Annotated in this window: 17 protein-coding genes; 4 read left to right on the plus strand and 13 right to left on the minus strand. The window is 69.2% G+C overall.

Annotated features, from left to right (window positions below; translation table 11 throughout):
- Positions 1-198: 198 nt before the first annotated feature.
- Positions 199-651 (plus strand): thioredoxin, encoded by a 453-nt coding sequence (gene trxA, locus VHR41_20715; protein ID HEX3236628.1) that lies wholly within the window; start codon positions 199-201, stop codon positions 649-651.
- Between the two features lie 27 nt (positions 652-678).
- On the opposite strand, the gene VHR41_20720 is transcribed toward trxA, so the two are convergent.
- From VHR41_20720 to VHR41_20740, 5 genes are all read right to left on the minus strand, one after another.
- Complete coding sequence (locus VHR41_20720; GenBank protein ID HEX3236629.1) at positions 679-2,046, minus strand: Na+/H+ antiporter NhaC family protein; 1,368 nt, start codon at positions 2,044-2,046, stop codon at positions 679-681.
- Positions 2,047-2,051: 5 nt separating this feature from the next.
- Positions 2,052-2,324 (minus strand): hypothetical protein, encoded by a 273-nt coding sequence (locus VHR41_20725; GenBank protein ID HEX3236630.1) that lies wholly within the window; start codon positions 2,322-2,324, stop codon positions 2,052-2,054.
- Positions 2,325-2,696: 372 nt separating this feature from the next.
- A complete protein-coding gene (gene mgtE / locus VHR41_20730) occupies positions 2,697-4,088 on the minus strand; it encodes a magnesium transporter (GenBank protein ID HEX3236631.1) in 1,392 nt (463 codons plus the stop codon).
- A 24-nt stretch (positions 4,089-4,112) separates the two neighbouring features.
- Positions 4,113-4,448, minus strand: a complete 336-nt coding sequence (gene cutA / locus VHR41_20735; GenBank protein ID HEX3236632.1) for a divalent-cation tolerance protein CutA — start codon at positions 4,446-4,448, stop codon at positions 4,113-4,115.
- Between the two features lie 39 nt (positions 4,449-4,487).
- The gene (locus tag VHR41_20740) at positions 4,488-4,889 is read right to left on the minus strand and encodes a hypothetical protein (GenBank protein ID HEX3236633.1); all 402 of its coding nucleotides are present in this window, start codon (positions 4,887-4,889) and stop codon (positions 4,488-4,490) included.
- Positions 4,890-4,949: 60 nt separating this feature from the next.
- Between VHR41_20740 and VHR41_20745 the strand changes: the two genes are divergently transcribed.
- The 3 genes from VHR41_20745 (at position 4,950) to VHR41_20755 (ending at position 8,359) form a co-directional block, all read left to right on the plus strand.
- On the plus strand, positions 4,950-5,687 hold the full coding sequence (locus tag VHR41_20745) for a phosphatase PAP2 family protein (GenBank protein HEX3236634.1): 738 nt from the start codon (positions 4,950-4,952) through the stop codon (positions 5,685-5,687).
- Between the two features lie 203 nt (positions 5,688-5,890).
- Complete coding sequence (gene pruA, locus VHR41_20750) at positions 5,891-7,519, plus strand: L-glutamate gamma-semialdehyde dehydrogenase (protein ID HEX3236635.1); 1,629 nt, start codon at positions 5,891-5,893, stop codon at positions 7,517-7,519.
- Positions 7,520-7,540: 21 nt separating this feature from the next.
- Positions 7,541-8,359: a hypothetical protein gene (locus VHR41_20755; GenBank protein ID HEX3236636.1), complete on the plus strand. Its 819-nt coding sequence runs from the start codon at positions 7,541-7,543 to the stop codon at positions 8,357-8,359.
- On the opposite strand, the gene VHR41_20760 is transcribed toward VHR41_20755, so the two are convergent.
- The 8 genes from VHR41_20760 to VHR41_20795 all read right to left on the minus strand — a co-directional run bounded on the left by VHR41_20760 (position 8,319) and on the right by VHR41_20795 (position 16,402).
- A complete protein-coding gene (locus VHR41_20760) occupies positions 8,319-9,125 on the minus strand; it encodes an ABC transporter permease (GenBank protein HEX3236637.1) in 807 nt (268 codons plus the stop codon). The two genes, VHR41_20755 and VHR41_20760, sit on opposite strands and share 41 nt — an antisense overlap.
- The gene (locus VHR41_20765; GenBank protein HEX3236638.1) at positions 9,122-10,045 is read right to left on the minus strand and encodes an ABC transporter ATP-binding protein; all 924 of its coding nucleotides are present in this window, start codon (positions 10,043-10,045) and stop codon (positions 9,122-9,124) included. The genes VHR41_20760 and VHR41_20765 overlap by 4 nt, the downstream gene beginning before the upstream one ends.
- Positions 10,042-11,133, minus strand: a complete 1,092-nt coding sequence (gene pqqE / locus VHR41_20770; GenBank protein HEX3236639.1) for a pyrroloquinoline quinone biosynthesis protein PqqE — start codon at positions 11,131-11,133, stop codon at positions 10,042-10,044. The genes VHR41_20765 and pqqE overlap by 4 nt, the downstream gene beginning before the upstream one ends.
- Positions 11,123-11,392 (minus strand): pyrroloquinoline quinone biosynthesis peptide chaperone PqqD, encoded by a 270-nt coding sequence (pqqD, locus tag VHR41_20775; GenBank protein ID HEX3236640.1) that lies wholly within the window; start codon positions 11,390-11,392, stop codon positions 11,123-11,125. The genes pqqE and pqqD overlap by 11 nt, the downstream gene beginning before the upstream one ends.
- Positions 11,393-11,394: 2 nt before the next feature.
- On the minus strand, positions 11,395-12,147 hold the full coding sequence (gene pqqC, locus VHR41_20780) for a pyrroloquinoline-quinone synthase PqqC (protein ID HEX3236641.1): 753 nt from the start codon (positions 12,145-12,147) through the stop codon (positions 11,395-11,397).
- Between the two features lie 11 nt (positions 12,148-12,158).
- Complete coding sequence (gene pqqB, locus VHR41_20785) at positions 12,159-13,061, minus strand: pyrroloquinoline quinone biosynthesis protein PqqB (GenBank protein HEX3236642.1); 903 nt, start codon at positions 13,059-13,061, stop codon at positions 12,159-12,161.
- 399 nt (positions 13,062-13,460) lie between these two features.
- Positions 13,461-14,885, minus strand: coding sequence for a sigma-54 dependent transcriptional regulator (locus VHR41_20790; GenBank protein HEX3236643.1), 1,425 nt, complete (start codon positions 14,883-14,885; stop codon positions 13,461-13,463).
- Positions 14,882-16,402 (minus strand): ATP-binding protein, encoded by a 1,521-nt coding sequence (locus VHR41_20795; protein ID HEX3236644.1) that lies wholly within the window; start codon positions 16,400-16,402, stop codon positions 14,882-14,884. The genes VHR41_20790 and VHR41_20795 overlap by 4 nt, the downstream gene beginning before the upstream one ends.
- Between the last annotated feature and the right edge of the window lie 57 nt (positions 16,403-16,459).

The raw sequence follows: 16,459 nt of genomic DNA on the forward strand, positions 1-16,459 counted from the left end.
GTGAAGAGGGTCACGCCAATTCGCTCGCGGCCCGCCTCCACACCAGGGAAGTATCGGAGCGAAGGAAGGAGGCTGAGTCCATTGCCCGCAAGCGGAGCCAACTCGTGCTCCGGCTAACGGTTGCCTCGGGCGATCAAGCGCCTAGTTTGCAGCGAAGAGCCCCGCTCCGGGCTCGATCTCTCGGAGGAGTCCGCCACGATGCCCGATACCGCCCGAACTGTCCGTCCAGTCGTGGTGCACTGCATATTCTGCGGGAAAGCGAACCGGGTCGATCTGACTCGATTGTCCGCCGGTCCCAAGTGCGCCCAATGTGGCCGCCCCATCCTGCTCGATCGCCCGCTCAAGGTGAGTGAGGCGGACTTCGAGTCGACCCTCAAGGGGTCGAGCGTGCCCGTGCTGGTCGACTTCTATGCCGACTGGTGCGGCCCCTGTAGAATGATGGCCCCCACCCTGGACGACTTCACCCGGCAGCACGCCGGCGAGCTCCTGGTGTTGAAGCTCGATACCGACGCCAGCCCGGCCATCTCCACCCGGTTCGGTATCCGGGGGATCCCCACCATGATCGCGTTCCACAACGGGGTCGAGCGAAGCCGGCATGTCGGGGCCGCGGACCTCGCAACGCTGGAGGCTCTGGCCGGGCGCGCGCAGTGAGCGGCGCAGCCGACCGATTGTCGCTGCCTAGCGCAGTCCGATGGCGGTGGCCACGCCGATCCCCAGCGCGGCCAGAGCCAGGAGCAGAGCAAAGAGCGGCAGCGTGAAACGCAGCCAGTCCTCGTAGCGCACGCCTGCCGCCGCGAGCATGGCCATGAGAGCGCCGTTGGTCGGGGTGATGACCTCGCACAGGCCGGCCCCGTACTGGTACGCCAGCACGGTCACCTGACGGGAGAGGCCGATCAGGTCGGAGAGCGGGACCAGCAGAGGCAGCGTGAGGACCGCCTGACCGCTGGTGCTCGGGACCGGGAAGTGGACCATGGTGTGGACGGCCATCATTCCCAGCGCCGCCAGAGTCGTCGGGAGGCCCGCGATGGGGGCGAACAGTCCCTGGACGATCGTGTCCACGATGCGCCCCTCGTCCAGCACCACGTAGATCCCCCGCGCAAAGCCGATCAGGAGCGCCGCGAACGCCATCGAGCGAAATCCTTCCACGAAGGCATCGGCGATGTCGGCCAGACGCAGGCCGCCAAGCAGACCCGCGACCACCCCCATGAGAAAGAAGAGCGCCGAGAGCTGGTCGAAATCCCAGCCCAGTCGAAGCACCCCCAGGATGAAGAACACGAAGCTGAGCAGGACGGCGGCCAGCACCGCCGTCTGCCGCCATCCGGCGGCCTCCGCGCCGCTCCGCCCCGAGGCCCCAATCGGGTGCACCTCCGGTACTCCGCGGGTCCGCTGTGCGAAGAGCATGGTCCCCGCAATCCAGGTCAGCCACGCCGGGATCAGAAAGGCGATTCGGAACTGCCAGCCCGAGAGGAGCGGGAGCTGCGCCACCTTCTGGGCGATCCCAACCTGGAACGGGTCGATGAAGCTGAAGGACGCCCCGATTGCCGAGGCGCCGAGGCTCATCGCCACCGCAGTCAGCGGGTTGAACCCGAGCTGCCGGGTGAGCAGCAGGAGCACGGGCACGAAGGCGATCAGCTCCTCCTGCATCTGGATGAGGACGCCCCCCAGCCCGAAGGCCAGGCCGGCCGCCGGCACCACCCACAGGCCGCGCCGCGCGAGCCGGGACGCCAGCCAATTCACCAGCGCTGCCAGCGCCCCGGTCCGGTCCACCACGGCGAAGGCGCCCCCCACCAGGAAGACGTAAAAGATCACAGCCGAGGCATCGGCCATGCCCTTGGGAATGGCGACCAGCGCGTGGAAGGCCCCGACCGGCTGCCCCTCAACCCGGGCAAATGTCCCCGGCACCACCACACTCCTTCCGGTGGCGGCGTCCTCTCGGCGCTCGAACTGGCCGGCCGGAAGCAGATGGGTCAGCGCGGCCGCCAGGAGGGTACAGGCGACCAGGAGAATCAGGGGATGGGGAAACCGGATCCGCCCGCGCTCCGGCATGCCGGTCAAAGGGTCCGGCAGTGCCGCGTGACCGGCGGCTTGCTGGCGCAGGCGATCCGATCGTTCATCGAGCCGGTGAGGGGCCCGCAGGCGGCGGTCTGCGCCTCCCGGAGCGCGTCCGCTTCCGAGCTGCCTGAGGCCCGGCCCGTTCCGGACCGTCCCTCGAACTCGACCGCCACACTGCACTCGGCACGCTGGCTCGAGAGGGTGGTCCAGAGGAGGAAGGCTACGAAGGCCAGTACCACCGCCACGGTGAGGGCCCGGCCCCGGGCGATCATGAGGGCACGCTCCAGGCGGGTGTCAGGATGGCCGCGGAACCACTGGGGGGCGACCCCTGTTCAGCAGCGTACCGGGTGGCCGTGGGTCGCCTCGTCGAGAGAGGAGTCCGCTGATGGAGTGTCCGGAGGTCAGGCTGTGTCTCTGGGAATATCTGGATCAGGAGCTCGGGGCGGAAGAGGCCGCGTCGGTCAGAGCTCATCTGAGTGACTGTACCGGCTGCCGGCCGGAGTACTGTTGCGATCGGGCCCTGCTCCTCCTCCTTGCCCGTTGCGCAGCCGCCCACCCGGGCGCTCCTCCCCGTCTCCACCGCGCCGTTCGCGCTCGCCTGGCCTGAGCCCCCCGCGTGCTCACTGCAGGATTCGCCGCCTGCTCTACAGCAGAGTACCCCGGAGCACCAGCAGGGCGACGCTGAAATAGATCACCAGACCGGTCACGTCCACCAGCGTCGCCACGAACGGCGCGGAGGCGCTGGCCGGGTCGAAGCCGATCCGTCGGAGCACGAACGGCAGCATCGACCCGGCGAGCGAGCCGAACAGCACGACCCCCACCAGCGCCAGCGCCACCGTCTGGGCGATCAGGACATGGTGCGGACCATAGTCGTACCAGCCGAGGCGCTGCCACAGGAGAATCCGCATCAGGCCGATGATCCCCAGGATCGCGCCCAGCGCCAGGCCCGCCGGTAGCTCTCGCACTGCCACCCGCCACCAGTCCTTCAGCTGGACCTCCCTGAGCGCCATCGAGCGGATGATCAGCGAGGTGGCCTGGGAGCCCGAGTTGCCGCCCGAGCTGATGATGAGGGGGATGAAGAGCGCCAGCACCACGGCGTGACTGATCTCCGCCTGAAAGTGGCCCATGGCGCCGGCCGTGAGCATCTCGCCCAGAAAGAGCGCGCAGAGCCACCCGGCCCGCTTCCGGATCATCGCGCCGAGGCGGATCTGCATGTACGGCTCGTCCGTGGCGGCCATGCCGCCGAACTTCTGCACATCCTCGGTCTGCTCGCTGATGAGCGCGTCGATGACGTCGTCCACCGTCACGATGCCGAGCACGTGGTTGCCGTCGTCGACCACCGGGATCGCCAGCAGGTTGTACTTGGAGATCAGCCGGGCCACGTCCTCCCGGTCGGTCAGTGGGCCCACGGTCACCGGCCGGCGAGAGTCGCTCACCGCGATCACCCGGTAGGCTGGGTTGGCCAGCATGATCTCCCGCAACGACACCACTGTCTCGAGCCGCTGGTCCTTGGGATTCAACACATAGATGGCGTAGACCGTCTCCTTGGCCTCGCCGACTTCGCTGATGTGGCGCTTGACCTGATCCACCGTCCAGGTGGAGGGAACCCCGACGAATTCCGTGCTCATGATGCCGCCCGCACTGGACGGCGGGTAGGCCAGGAGCAGCTTGAGCGCGTCGCGGGTAGGCGCGTCGAGGAGATGAAAGAGACGGGTGCGGTCGGCTTCCCGCAGGGTCCGGAAAAGCTCGACCTGCTGGTCCGAGGAGATCGCCTCGATCAGGGGGACGGCGGTCTGCTCGTCCAGCCGCTCGAAAATCTCTCCCCGCCGGTCGAGCTCCGGCTCGTCCAGCAGCTGGACGGCCAGGTTGAAGGGGAGCGCGGCCACGACCCGCGCGGCGGCCTCGACCGGCAGCTGGTTGAGCGCCTCGGCGACGTCCGCCGGACGGAGGTTCTCGCAGGCGGCGAGGAGGTCCTCCGCGTCGCCGGCCAGGAGATACAGCAACTCGGGCGAGGGAGGGGCCGGCAGGGCGGACATGGGACCTCCGGAGGCGGAGCGGGGTCACCCGGCAGTCGAAGGACTGCTCACCGAATCTTCGATCCAGCGCAGGTACGCGGGATCGCCGTCCACGATGGCGACCGCGACGATTTCCGGGACGTCGTACGGATGCAGCTCGCACAGCCTGGTCCGTAACGCCGGGAGCCGCGACAGCGTGGTCTTGAAATGGCAGTACCACTCAGTGGCACTGGCCACCCGGCCCTGCCACCAGTAGGTGCTGTCGATCGGCCCCTGCACCTGGCTACACGCTGCAAGCCGCGCGCCCACCAGGTCGGCCGCGATCCGCGCGGCGCTCTCCCGGTCGGGCAGGGTGGTGGTGACCTGGCAGCAGCCGGTCATGTGCGGGGTGCCCCGCGTGCCGATATATTGGAGAGACCTTTAGTGCTTCGCCGGCCCGCCTGCCGCGGCTGCGAGGCCCGGCGTCTCGGCACCCCGCTTGCCATCCGACAGGGGATTCACCGCGGCGCGCCAGCCGCTCTTGAAGGTGATGGTCAGCCGGTACCCCAATGGGTCCGCCGATACGTTCACCACGTCGGGAAGCGTGCGGGCGTAGGCAACGGCGGCATCGGCCTGGCGCTGCAGCGCCTCAGGCGAGTCGCCCTGGGCGGCCCGGCCGAACTCACGCGAGATCGCGACCGCCTCGGCCTGTTCCCGGCCATAGCGGGCGAACTGGTCGGGTGGGACCAGCCCGGATTCGTCGCTGAGTCGCTTGTCGAGGTCGTAGGTCCGGCAGGAAGCGAGCGCCAAGAGCATCAGCAGTGTGCCCGAGCGTGCGATCATCAGGTCCTCTGCGTTCACGAGTTTGCCCAAGTAAAGCTACGCCCGAAGGTAACGACTCCCATGCGATTTGCCACGCCCGCCGCTGCCTGCCTTCTGCTCGTCGCAGTGCCGACGCTCGCTCTTCCCGCCCCAGCCGCGGCTCAGCAGCAAGACGCAACGGTGCTCCACTGGTGGCACGGCGCGGTGGCCATCGGTGGTCTCTCGGCGCTCATGTTGTTGGATCATCCGGTGCAACGCTTTTCCCAGGATAATCGGGGCACAGGTTCGGCCAATGTCGCCAGCTTCGTGCGTCATTTCGGCCAGCCGGAAGTGTACGGGACCATGACGGCTGGTCTGATCGTGGCCGGGCTGGCGACTCACCATGATCGGGTTGCCAGGCTCGGCGCCCGCATGGGAGTGTCGCTCCTTCTGGCCGGTGCGGCCAATCAGGGTGCCAAACTGGCCTTCGGCCGGCCCAGGCCGGATCAGAGTCTGGATGCCGATGGTTACAACCCGTTCTCTGGGCAGGCGTCCATGCCGTCGGGTCACACCGCCATGGCGTTCGCCTGGGCCACCACGCTGGCGGACGAGATTCATCACCCTTTGGCCACGGTGGGCCTCTACGGCCTCGCCACGACCGTGGGTTGGTCGAGAATCAACGACAACCGTCATTGGCTGAGCGACGTCGCCGCCGGCGCGCTGGTGGGGTTCGCTTCCGCCAAGCTGGCGTCGGGACGCTGGCGAATCTTCAATATCCGTGCTCCCGGCCTGGTGGCGACCCCAAGCGGAATGGGCCTCGGCTGGCAGGCCTCCTTCTGATAAGGTCCCAACCCGTTCGACGACCCTCGACAACTCCTCGCTCGGAGCGACGACCCACCTGGCGCCCAAGCTCGAGCTCCGGCGCGACGGGTTCACGGGGCTGAGCCAGCCGCTCATCGGCGGTCCGGGAAAGCCTCCGGAAGGGGTGGGCAGATAGGAGGGGCGCCGGTTATTTTTCGCCTCCTCCGATCCGGGATCGCACGATGAGCGGTATCTCCAACATTCCCCAGCCCTTCAACGAGCCGGTGCTGAGCTACGCGCCGGAAAGCGCGGAGCGGTCGGCGCTCAAGAGCGCGCTCGCCGCCGTCGGCGCCGAGCGGCCGGAGATCCCCGCCGTGGTCGGCGGCCGCGAGATCCGAAGCGGGGTCACCCAGAACGTCGTCTCCCCGCACTGCCACGGGCGAGTGCTGGCCACGCTGCATCTGGCCGACCAGGCCACCATCGACGCCGCCGTCCGCTCCGCCGTCGAGGCACAGCGCGACTGGGCGCAGTGGCGCTTCGAGGATCGCGCCGCGGTCTTTCTCAAGGCTGCCGAGCTCCTCGCCACCAGCGCCCGGCAGCGGCTCAACGCCGCCACCATGCTGGGCCAGAGCAAGACGGCCTTCCAGGCGGAGATCGACAGCGCGTGCGAGCTGATCGACTTCCTGCGATTCAACGTGCACTACGCCGAGCGGATCTACCAGGAACAGCCTGGCTCCGCGCCCGGCGTCTGGAACCGGCTGGACCACCGGCCGCTGGAAGGCTTCGTCTACGCCATCACCCCGTTCAACTTCACGGCCATCGGCGGCAATCTCCCCACCGCGCCCGCGCTCATGGGCAACGCGGTGGTGTGGAAGCCCGCGCACAGCGCCGCGCTCAGCAACTGGCATTTCTTCACGCTGCTGGAGCAGGCCGGGCTGCCGCCCGGGGTCATCAACTTCCTGCCGGGTGAGGCGGTCGGAGTGAGCCGAGCGCTGCTGGCCAGCCCCGACCTCGCCGGGGTGCACTTCACCGGCTCGACGACGGTGTTCCAGAGCCTCTGGAAGACGATCGCCGATCATCTGGAGCGCTACCGGGCCTATCCGCGGATCGTGGGCGAGACCGGCGGGAAGGATTTCATTCTCGCCCACTCGAGTGCGGATGCGGACGCGCTCGCCGTGGCGATGGTGCGGGGGGCGTACGAGTATCAGGGCCAGAAGTGCAGCGCGGCCTCGCGGGCGTACATTCCCGACACACTCTGGCCCGCCGTCCGCGACCGCGTGGTGGGGATGATCGATGACATCCGGATGGGCGACGTCGCCGATTTCCGGAACTTCATGGGGGCGGTGATCGACGATCGGGCCTTCACTCGGCTCCGCGATCATCTGGAGCAGGCGCGGCGAGACCCCGGCGTCCGGATCGTGGCCGGCGGCGGCACGGACGACAGCGTCGGCTGGTTCGTCCAGCCCACCCTGCTCCAGGCCGAGGATCCGGCGTACCGTCTCATGTGCGAGGAAATCTTCGGGCCGGTGCTCACGGTGCACATCTACCCCGCGGCCCGGTGGACCGAGACGCTCGGGCTGGTGGACCGGACCAGTCCCTACGCGCTCACCGGGGCCGTCTTCTCCCGCGACCGCGCCGCGCTGGCCGATGCGGACCGCGCGCTGCGGCACGCAGCGGGGAACTACTACATCAACGACAAGCCCACCGGGGCCGTGGTGGGGCAGCAGCCGTTCGGCGGCGCGCGGGCGAGTGGGACCAACGACAAGGCGGGCTCAATCCTCAACCTGCTGCGCTGGGTGTCGCCCCGGAGCATCAAGGAGACCTTCGCGCCGGCCAAGGACTACCGCTACCCCTTCATGCTCGAGGCCTGAGCGGATCGACCCCGCCCGAGCATGAGGTCCATCGTGGTGCTGGCCGCGGCGGTCGCGCTTCCCGGTCCCACTGGGGTCCACCCCCTTCACCCGCCGGTCGACTTCCGCTACACCGCCGCTCAACTGCAGTGTGCCCGGTTCGAGGAGATCTCCCGGGGTCGAGTCCTGGTGGAGACCGCCGGCCGGCGCCGGCAGGAAACGGTCGGCCGCTCCGGCCGCTGGAGCCTACGCGCGAGCGACAGCGCGGCCGGGATCGCGCTGGTGGGGTGGTATGACTCGCTGTCGGTGTGGCGCGAGGGCGCGGCGGGAATGAGCATTCCCGATACCGACGGACTCCTTGGCGGGCGCTACCGTGGGGTGCTGACGCCCGCCGGCGGGTACTCCGGGCTGGCGAGCCCCTTCGTCCCGGCCGAGGTCGCCGAGGTGGTGGAGCTGGGCGGCGCGCTGCAGGATCTGCTTCCCCCCTTGCCGACCACGCCGCTCGAGGTTGGCCAGCGCTGGGCCGACACGAGCGGAGTCGAGCTCCGGCGCCTGCCGGACAGCATGGCGGCCGGCCGAGTGGTGCAGCGGCTGCACCTGCGGGCTCGTGCGGAGTCCCAGCTCGCCGCGGTTCGGGGAGACACCCTCTCAATTCCGACCCACCAGGTGACGGTGGAGGACGGGCAGCTGGACTGGGTCCCTCAGATCGGGCTGGTTCGGTGGGTACGGCACATCGTGGTGGAGAGCATCATCCCGGCGGGTGGACCAGTACCTCAACCCATCCGCTCCAAGCTGGAGCAGGACGTGAGGCTCTCCCGTCTTACGGCCCCGGCGGGCTCCCGGCCGGGGGCCTGCCCTTAGGATCCCGCTTGCCGACGAACCGCTGCTCCGGATCGAACAGGGCCGCGGTGAGTCCGAACGCCAGCAGCGTCGCCGCGGCGAGAACGAAGACGCCCCGGCTGGCCGTGAACTCCGCCGGCTGATGGAACGCATGCCGCATGAGATCGACCTGGTAGGTCACCGGGTTGATCCGGGCCAGGGCGCGAAGCAGCGGGGGCATTCCGCCGGTGGGATAGAGCGCGCCGCTCACGAACAGCAAGGGAAAAAGCACCACGTTGATCACCCCGGCAAAGTTCTCCACCGAGGTGAGCCGGGCAGCCACCAGCAGCCCGAGCATGGCGCTGCTGACGGACGCGAGGAGCAGCACACCGAATCCGGCGAGGAGCGCTGACGCGTCGGCGAGCGCCACCAGGGGGGCGAACAGCAGCACCACCGTGCCCTGGGCGATCCCGACCAGCGCCGCGGCGAGAGCCCGTCCCACCAGCACGGCGGGCACGCCGGCCGGGCTCGCCAGCATCAGCCGCAGCATCCCGAACTCGCGGTCGTAGACGGTCGCGATCGCCGTCAGCATGGCGCCGAACAGCGCCGCCATCACCACCACGCCCGGGAAGACGAACGCCTGATACGAGATGCCGCCCTCCAGCCGGGCAATCGCGTTGTAGCCTGTGCCCACCAGCAGGAGCCACATGAAGGGACGTGCCAGACCCCCGAGGAGCCGGCTGGTCTGGCGGGTGGTGCGCGCGAGGTCGCGGGCGACGATCCCGTGAATGGCGCTCGCGGCACTCATCGGGCCACCGGCCGGGTTCGGGCGAAGTAGGCGTCCTCCAGAGTCGCCGGGCGAAGGGCCAGGCGCTCGATCCCGGGTGCCTCCATGGCGAGCGCCACCACGGCCTCGCGCTCGCCCCGGAAGCCGATCCGGAATCCTCGCTCGGTCTTCAGGAAGGTGACCACGGCGCCAAGCCCTCGGAGGGCGCGGGCCAGCCGCTCGGCGCCGGGGCCCTCCATGTCGGCGACCTCATCTCCCACGCCGGCACGGAGCACGTCCGGCGTGTCGGCCGCCACCACCTCGCCGCCGGCCAGCAGCACCACCCGGTCTGCCGGTTCGGCCTCCGCCAGGTAATGGGTGGAGAAGAGCACGGTGGTGCCGCGCTCCCGCCGCTCAGTGGCGAGAATGGTCCAGATCCGCTCGCGATGCTCGGGGTCCAGGCCGACCGTGGGCTCATCCAGGATGAGGACGTCGGGACGGTGCAGGGTGGCGCGGGCGACGTCGACCAGCCGCCGCCATCCTCCGGAGAGCTGCCGCGCCGGCTGAGCCGCTCGTTCGGCCAAGCCGGCGCGCTCCATCGCCTCGGTAACGGCCCCACGGACGCGCGATCCCCCCAACCCCGACAGGCGAGCCGCGAAACGGAGGTTCTCCTCTACCGTCAGCAGACCGTCGATGCTGGTCTCCTGGAACACCAGCCCGAGCCGCCGGCGGACGGCGATGCGGTCACGGCGAACGTCATGGCCGAAGATGCGAGCGGCGCCGCGGCTGGGCGCGAGGATGGTGGCCAGGAGGAGCATCGCCGTGGTCTTGCCGGCGCCGTTGGGGCCCAGCAAGCCGACCAGCGCACCGGCGGGGACCACCAGGTCCAGCGCGCGCAGGGCGCGCACGCCAGCGTAATCCCGACCCAGCCCCTCGGTCTCGATGGCCGGGGGCGTGCTCACACCTGCTGTGGCTCGGTGGCGAGAATGCGGTAGCGGTACTCGGCGGGACGCTCGGATCCGGCGACGGCCGCGTCGATGATGCCCCGGTTGGGCGACAGGGTGCACACCGGGTCGGTGTTCGCGGCATCACCGGTCAGCGCGAAGGCCTGGCAGCGGCACCCACCGAAATCGACCGCCTTCCGGGGGCAGGTTCGGCAGGGCTCCTTCATCCAGGAGTCTCCCCGGAACAGCTGGAAGGCGGGGGACTCCTGCCAGATCCAGTGCAACGAGCGATCGCGCACGTTGTCGAAGGTGAGGGAAGTGATCTGGGTGGCACCGTGGCAGGGCAGGACCCGGCCATCCGGGGAGACCACCAGGTAGAGCTTGCCCCAGCCGCCGTAGCACGCCTTGGGAAAGCGCTCGAAGTAGTCCGGCAGCACGAAGATGATCTGCATCCGGCCGCGGTAGCGCTGGATGGCCTCCTCGGCGATCACCTGGGCCCGGGCCACCTGGTCGCGAGTCGGCATGAGCGCGGCGCGGTTCTCCAGCCCCCAGCCGTAATACTGGGTGTTGGCCAGCTCCAGGCGGTCGGCGCCCAGGCTCGCGGCCAGCTCGATGATCTCGCCGATGCGGTCGAGATTGGCACGGTGGAGGACGACGTTGACCGAGAAGGCGAAGCCGAACTCCTGCACCAGCGCGACCGCTGCGCGCTTCTGCTTGACCGAGCTGACGCCTGCGATCCGCTCGGCGCTCTCGGGGTCGACGTCCTGGATGGAGATCTGGATGTGCTCCAGCCCGGCATCCCGCAGCCGCTCGGCGCGCACCCGGGTCAGGCCCAGCCCCGAGGTGACCAGCGTGGTGTAGAGGCCCGCCTGGCGCGCGTGGGTGGCGAGCTCCTCCAGGTCCTTACGGATGAGCGGCTCTCCCCCCGAGAGCCCCAGCTGGAGCACGCCGAGCTCGCGGGCTTCGGTGAAGACCCGCTTCCAGTCCTCGGTGCGGAGCTCCCCCTCGGCCCGAATCAGGTCCAGCGGGTTGGAGCAGTACGGGCAGCGCAGGGGACAGCGGTGCGTGAGCTCCGCGAGCAGGGTGGTAGGATGGTCAGGCGTCACGGATCAGCTCCCTTCGCTCCAGATACGACAGGTAGTCGGCCACATCCGCAGACACGTCCGCCTGGTAGCGCTCCCCCAGAATGGTCGCGATCTCTCCCACCGTGCGCTTGCCGTCGACCAGCTTGAGCACGGCCTCACCGGTCTGGTTCAGGAGCACGGCCCCTTCGGGGTAGAGCAGGACCGGGCGGCCCCGGACGGTGTCGAAATCCAACCGGGCCAGGCGCCAGAGGCGGGGGACGGAGTCGCTGGTCAGTGACACCGCTACCCCTCGAGATAGGCGTTGTGAATGGTATCGATCATCGCCCACAGCATCTCGAGCTTGAACGCGAGCGCCTCGAACACCTTGCGCTGCCGCTCCGGGGTGGTGGCCCACTGCTTCACGACACGAAGTCCGTGGCTCACGTCGCGCGGGGCCTGCACCAGACGGCTCTTGAAGTAGTCGAGCGCCTCCGGCGGGATCCAGGGGTAGTGCACGGGGAACGACTGGATTCGCTGCTGATGGATCTTGGGCGCGAACAGCTCGGTCAAGGACGACGCCACCGCTTCCTGCCACGGCCGGCTCTTGCAGAAGGTCACGTACGACTCGCAGATGAGCCGCACAGCCGGCAACACGTGCCGCTCGTCTTCCATCTCCTCGCGCGGCACTCCCAGCGACACGCCCAGCCGTATCCAGAGCTCGATGCCACCGGTGCCCGGCTCCGTGCCGTCGTGGTCGACAATCCGCTGGATCCACTCCCGGCGCACCTGGGGGTCCGGACAGTTCGACAGAATGGCCGCATCCTTCCGGGGCACCACCCGCTGGTAGGCCAGCCGGTTGGCCACCCAGCCCTGGAATTGGCGCTGGGTCAGCCGCCCCTGGTACATCAGCTGGTGAAAGGGGTGCTCGACGTAGTACGAGCCGTTGAACGACCGGAGCGCGTCCTCCAGTTCGCCCGGATCGAGCGCCCGCTCCAGCGAGGGGAACGGCGGTGCCGGCGGTGTGGCGAGCTTGGAGGCAAGCAGGGTGGTCGTCATGGCGGCCCGGGTCAGAGGGTGAACCTCATGCCGTCGGCCCCCACCAGCCAGCCGCGGCGCTCCACCAGGGCCCGCTCTGGACCATCCTCCAGGAGCATGGGGTTGGTGTTGTTGATGTGGGTGTACACCCGACGGCCGGGCAGCGCGGCCAGGCGCTCCAGGCTTCCATCGGGGCCGGACACCGGCAGGTGATCCATCTGGCGGGCGGTTCGCTCTCCTATACTCAGCCGGATCAGCTCGTCGTCGGTCCAGAAGGTACCATCGAAGAGGACCAGGTCGGCGGCGGCGAGGCGCTTCACCAGGGAATCGTCGAGCCCGCCGCAGCCCGGGACGAAGGCACAGGAGGCGCCACTGGCCAGATCGCTCAGCACCAGGCCCACCGTATGCCCCGGCAGCTCCTCCCGGGCAAAGCGCGGAGGGCCGGCGGGCACCTCGAAGCTGGACACGGCGAGCCCGCTGTCGCCGCCGTCACGGTAGCACAGGGCCATGGCGCCCTCGGAGGGCAGATCGGTCACCCGCACCTCGGCGAAGGCCCGGGTGACCGGAAGGAGGCGCGAATCGGCCTCCAATACCTGGCGAACCGCGTGGGTTGCGCATACCTGCAGCTGTCTCGCCTCTCGGAGCAGTACGATCCCCAGGGAATGGTCCAGCTCCGCGTCGGTCAGTACGATGCCCTCGACCGGCGCGTGCCGCACGCCGGTCGGTCGGGCCGGCAGACGGGCAAGCTGCGCGTGGACGTCGGGCGAGGCGTTGAGCAAGAACCAGCGCTCCCCGTCCACGCTCACCGCCGCAGACGATTGCGACCGCGGGTGCGCGCGATGCGGCTCCGCCCGCGCCACACGACAGGACGGGCACCAACAGTTCCATTGGGGAAAGCCGCCGCCCGCGGCGGTACCGAGGAGGATGACCTGCACCTGAAAACACCGAGGGGCTCGCTTTCGCGAGCCCCCCGAAGTCAGTGCTGCGGTTTAGAGCGTCGCGACGTAGGCGGTCACTTCCATCGTGACGGCCACGACTTCAGCTTCGGGCTTGGTCCACTTCATCAGTTCCTCCGTGGTGTGATGGGTTGGGCCGGGTCGGCCCCGCGTTTCTGCTGTGGGTGATTCCACCCAGCCGGGCCCTTCACTGACCCGACGACGCCCTCCACTATGCAGCGCCCGTGCCGCGACGGCCGCGGCCGACATCGAGCGGCCAAGCAGTTGTGCTCTCGATAATTAGGTGAGGAAACCCGGATCTGCTGCCGGCTGGGGGTGCTGGCCGGCGAGCGGGGCATTCAACCCAGTTGGGTGATCTCACCCAACTCATTCGGCCCGTCAGGCTTGGATGCCGTGCTTCTTGAGCCGGTAGCGCAGGGTATCGCGAGTGATGCCCAACCGTTGCGCCGCCTTGGTCTGATTGCCGTCTGCTTCCCGAAGCGCCTGCTCGATCAGCGATTTCTCCCACCGCTCCAGATCCACTCCCGGCGCCGGCAGCGTCGGCGTGGCCGGAATGGCCGACGACTCTGGCAGTGGACCCGGCTCAGGCGCCACGCTGTCCGGGGCGGGGCTCGAGCGCAGCGGGTCCCCCAGCGAGAGGTGCTCCACTTCCAGGGTGGCCTCGCCCCGGCTCCAGAGCACGGCGCGCTCCATCACGTGGCTCAGCTCACGTACGTTGCCCGGCCAGGGGTAGGACAGGAGCAGCTCCCGCGCCCGGCTGTCGATGACACGGACGTCCTTGCCATACTTGGCGTTGAAGCGCCGGAGAAAGTGCTCCGCCAGGATCAGGATGTCGCCGCCACGCTCGCGCAGCGGCGGCAGATGGAGGATGATCACGGCGAGCCGGAAGTAGAGGTCCCGGCGGAACTGCTCGCGCTGGGCCTCCCGCTCGAGGTCGCGGTTGGTGGCGGCCAGGATGCGAACGTCGATCCGGCGGTCCCGTACGCCTCCCACGCGGCGGACGCTCCGGTCCTCGACGGCTTTGAGCAGCTTTCCCTGGAGCTGCAGCTCGAGGTCTCCCACCTCGTCCAGCAAGAGAAATCCTCCCTCCGCCGCCTCGAACAGACCCATCTTGGATTCTTTAGCGTCGGTGAAGGCTCCCCGCTCGTGCCCGAAGAGCTCGGCCTCCATCAGATTGGCGGGAAGGGCAGTGCAGTTCACTTCGATGAATGGCCGGTTGGCGCGCGGGCTCGCCCCATGGATAATGTGGGCGATGAGACCCTTGCCCGTACCGGTCTCGCCGGTGATCAGAACCGGCGGGGTCTCCTGCAGGGCGGCGACCTGCCGGGCCTGGTCCAGCACCGCCCGGAGCCCGGGTGACTGGCCTACCATCCCGGCGACCGGGAGGTCGGGTGCGGTGGCTCGGCGCCGGTAGTAGGAGAGCTCCTGCTTGATCTGTGAGGTCTCGCGGGCCCGGTCGGCCAGGAGCTTGAGCTCTTCGAGGTCGACCGGCTTCTTGAGGTAGTCGAACGCGCCGAGCTTCACCGCCTCGACCGCGCCCTCGATGGTGCCGTGCGCGGTCATGATGATGACGGGGATGGCGGCGTCGAACTCCCGGATCCGGCGCAGCAGGTCGATGCCGCTCATGCCGGGCAGCCGAACGTCGGTGAAGACGACGTCCGGGCGGAGCGTTTCCAGGAGACGAAGCGCCTGCTCCGCGTCGCCCGCGACCTCGGCCTCGTACCCCGACTCGGTCAGGAAGCCCTTCACCGCTCGGGCCAGGGTCCGCTCGTCATCGACGATCAGCACCGTGGAGCCGCTCATGCCTCGACCCTCGCGGGCAATCGGATCCGCACCGTGGTTCCCTCACCGACCCGGCTTTCGATCTCCAGACGCCCGCCGTTCTGCTCGATGTAGCGCTTGGCGATGGCCAGGCCCAGTCCGGTGCCCTCCTGACGGGTGGTGAAGAATGGCTCGCAGACCGAGGCAAGGACCCGCTCGGGAATGCCGGGGCCCGTGTCGCTGACCGTCAAGGACACTTCGGGTGGACCGGCCGCGCCGTCTTCGGCCGCTCCGGCGATCCTGAGCCGCCCGCCCGCGGGCATCGCATCCAGCGCGTTGGAGACGACCTCCACCACCGCCTGCTCCAGCTGCATCGGATCCACCCGGACCTCTGGCAGGTCGGGGGCCATTGCCACCTCCAGCTCGACCCGATGCTCCCGGAGCGGCTCGGCAAAGGCGGGTAGCAGCCCCTCGACCAGTCGGGGGAGGCTCTCCGGCATCGGCCGGTAGGGCGCGGGACGGCTGAAGCTCAACAGGTGGCTGATCCGTCGGTCGAGCCGATCGACCTCCTCGATGATGGCGTCCAGGTGCTCGCGCGAGGAGGGCGACTCCGGGTGGCCGCGGACCAGCTGGGCCGCCGCACGGAGGCTGCCGAGCGGGTTCCGAAGCCCGTGCGCCACTGCTGCCGCCATTTCGCCGATGGACGCGAGCTTCTCGGACTGGACCAGCTGGGCCTGGGTCCGCTCGAGCTGGACGATCTTGCGCTCGAGCTCGCCGTTGAGCCGCACCATGTCGGCGCGGGACTGCCGCAGATTCTCGGTCATGCTGCCCAGCGCGCTGGCGAGATCGCCGATCTCATCCCGGGAGGTGACCGGGATGGGATGATCGAGCTCGCCCGATCCCACGAATGCCATGGCTCGGGTGAGCTCGCTGACCGGCCGGGCGAGGCTCCGCGAGATCGCCCAGGAGGCGAGGAGTCCCGCGGCCATCGAGAGGACGATGATCGCGAGCAGGGTCCGACCCTCGGCCCGGAGGATCTCCTCCAGCCTGGTGTAGGCACCACGCACGCTGGACTCACGCGCCCGGCGATAGATCTCCCGGTTCAGGGCGGTCAGGGCGGGCAGCAGACGGGCCTTGAGCTCGCGCTGCGCCAGACGGTAGGCGGTCTCCCGCTGACCGGCGTCGTAGAGCACGAAGATGCTGTCCGCCACCGCGACAATCTGACGTTGCACCCCGGCCACCCCGTCCGCCAATTGCATCTCCTCGGGCCGGAGCTCCGCCCGCCACTTCTGCTGCCAGTAGTCGACCACCTCGCCGGTCAGTTGAAACTCCTTCCGCGCCCCGGGATCGAGGCCGCTCAGATAGCGCCAGATCACCTCGCTCTGGTCGAACATCGCGGTCTCCAGCTCCGCGTAGGTGCGGGTGCGGGACATGCTCTCGCCCAGCGCCTGAAGCGCCCGGCGCTCCAGCACGTTGCTGCGGATCGCCTCCGCGCCGACCAGGAGCGCGGGCAGCACCATCAGGGAGAATCCGAGCAGGAGCTTACGCTGGAAGGTCACGCGGGAAAGCTACGCCGATCCGGCCTCGCCACCAGCACCGGAGCCGCGGCGGGCGGC

The organism is Gemmatimonadales bacterium (assembly GCA_036265815.1).
In the GTDB taxonomy this organism is placed as follows: domain Bacteria; phylum Gemmatimonadota; class Gemmatimonadetes; order Gemmatimonadales; family GWC2-71-9; genus CAVVWJ01.

Excerpts from the sequence above, each read along its gene's own strand:
- VHR41_20745 (HEX3236634.1), top strand. The coding sequence starts at position 4,950 with ATGCGATTTGCCACGCCCGCCGCTGCCTGCCTTCTGCTCGTCGCAGTG.
- pruA (HEX3236635.1), top strand. The coding sequence starts at position 5,891 with ATGAGCGGTATCTCCAACATTCCCCAGCCCTTCAACGAGCCGGTGCTG.
- mgtE (HEX3236631.1), bottom strand. The coding sequence starts at position 4,088 with ATGTCCGCCCTGCCGGCCCCTCCCTCGCCCGAGTTGCTGTATCTCCTG.
- VHR41_20760 (HEX3236637.1), bottom strand. The coding sequence starts at position 9,125 with ATGAGTGCCGCGAGCGCCATTCACGGGATCGTCGCCCGCGACCTCGCG.
- VHR41_20720 (HEX3236629.1), bottom strand. The coding sequence starts at position 2,046 with ATGCCGGAGCGCGGGCGGATCCGGTTTCCCCATCCCCTGATTCTCCTG.
- trxA (HEX3236628.1), top strand. The coding sequence starts at position 199 with ATGCCCGATACCGCCCGAACTGTCCGTCCAGTCGTGGTGCACTGCATA.
- VHR41_20755 (HEX3236636.1), top strand. The coding sequence starts at position 7,541 with ATGAGGTCCATCGTGGTGCTGGCCGCGGCGGTCGCGCTTCCCGGTCCC.
- cutA (HEX3236632.1), bottom strand. The coding sequence starts at position 4,448 with ATGACCGGCTGCTGCCAGGTCACCACCACCCTGCCCGACCGGGAGAGC.
- VHR41_20740 (HEX3236633.1), bottom strand. The coding sequence starts at position 4,889 with ATGATCGCACGCTCGGGCACACTGCTGATGCTCTTGGCGCTCGCTTCC.
- VHR41_20725 (HEX3236630.1), bottom strand. The coding sequence starts at position 2,324 with ATGATCGCCCGGGGCCGGGCCCTCACCGTGGCGGTGGTACTGGCCTTC.
- pqqC (HEX3236641.1), bottom strand. The coding sequence starts at position 12,147 with ATGACGACCACCCTGCTTGCCTCCAAGCTCGCCACACCGCCGGCACCG.
- VHR41_20790 (HEX3236643.1), bottom strand. The coding sequence starts at position 14,885 with ATGAGCGGCTCCACGGTGCTGATCGTCGATGACGAGCGGACCCTGGCC.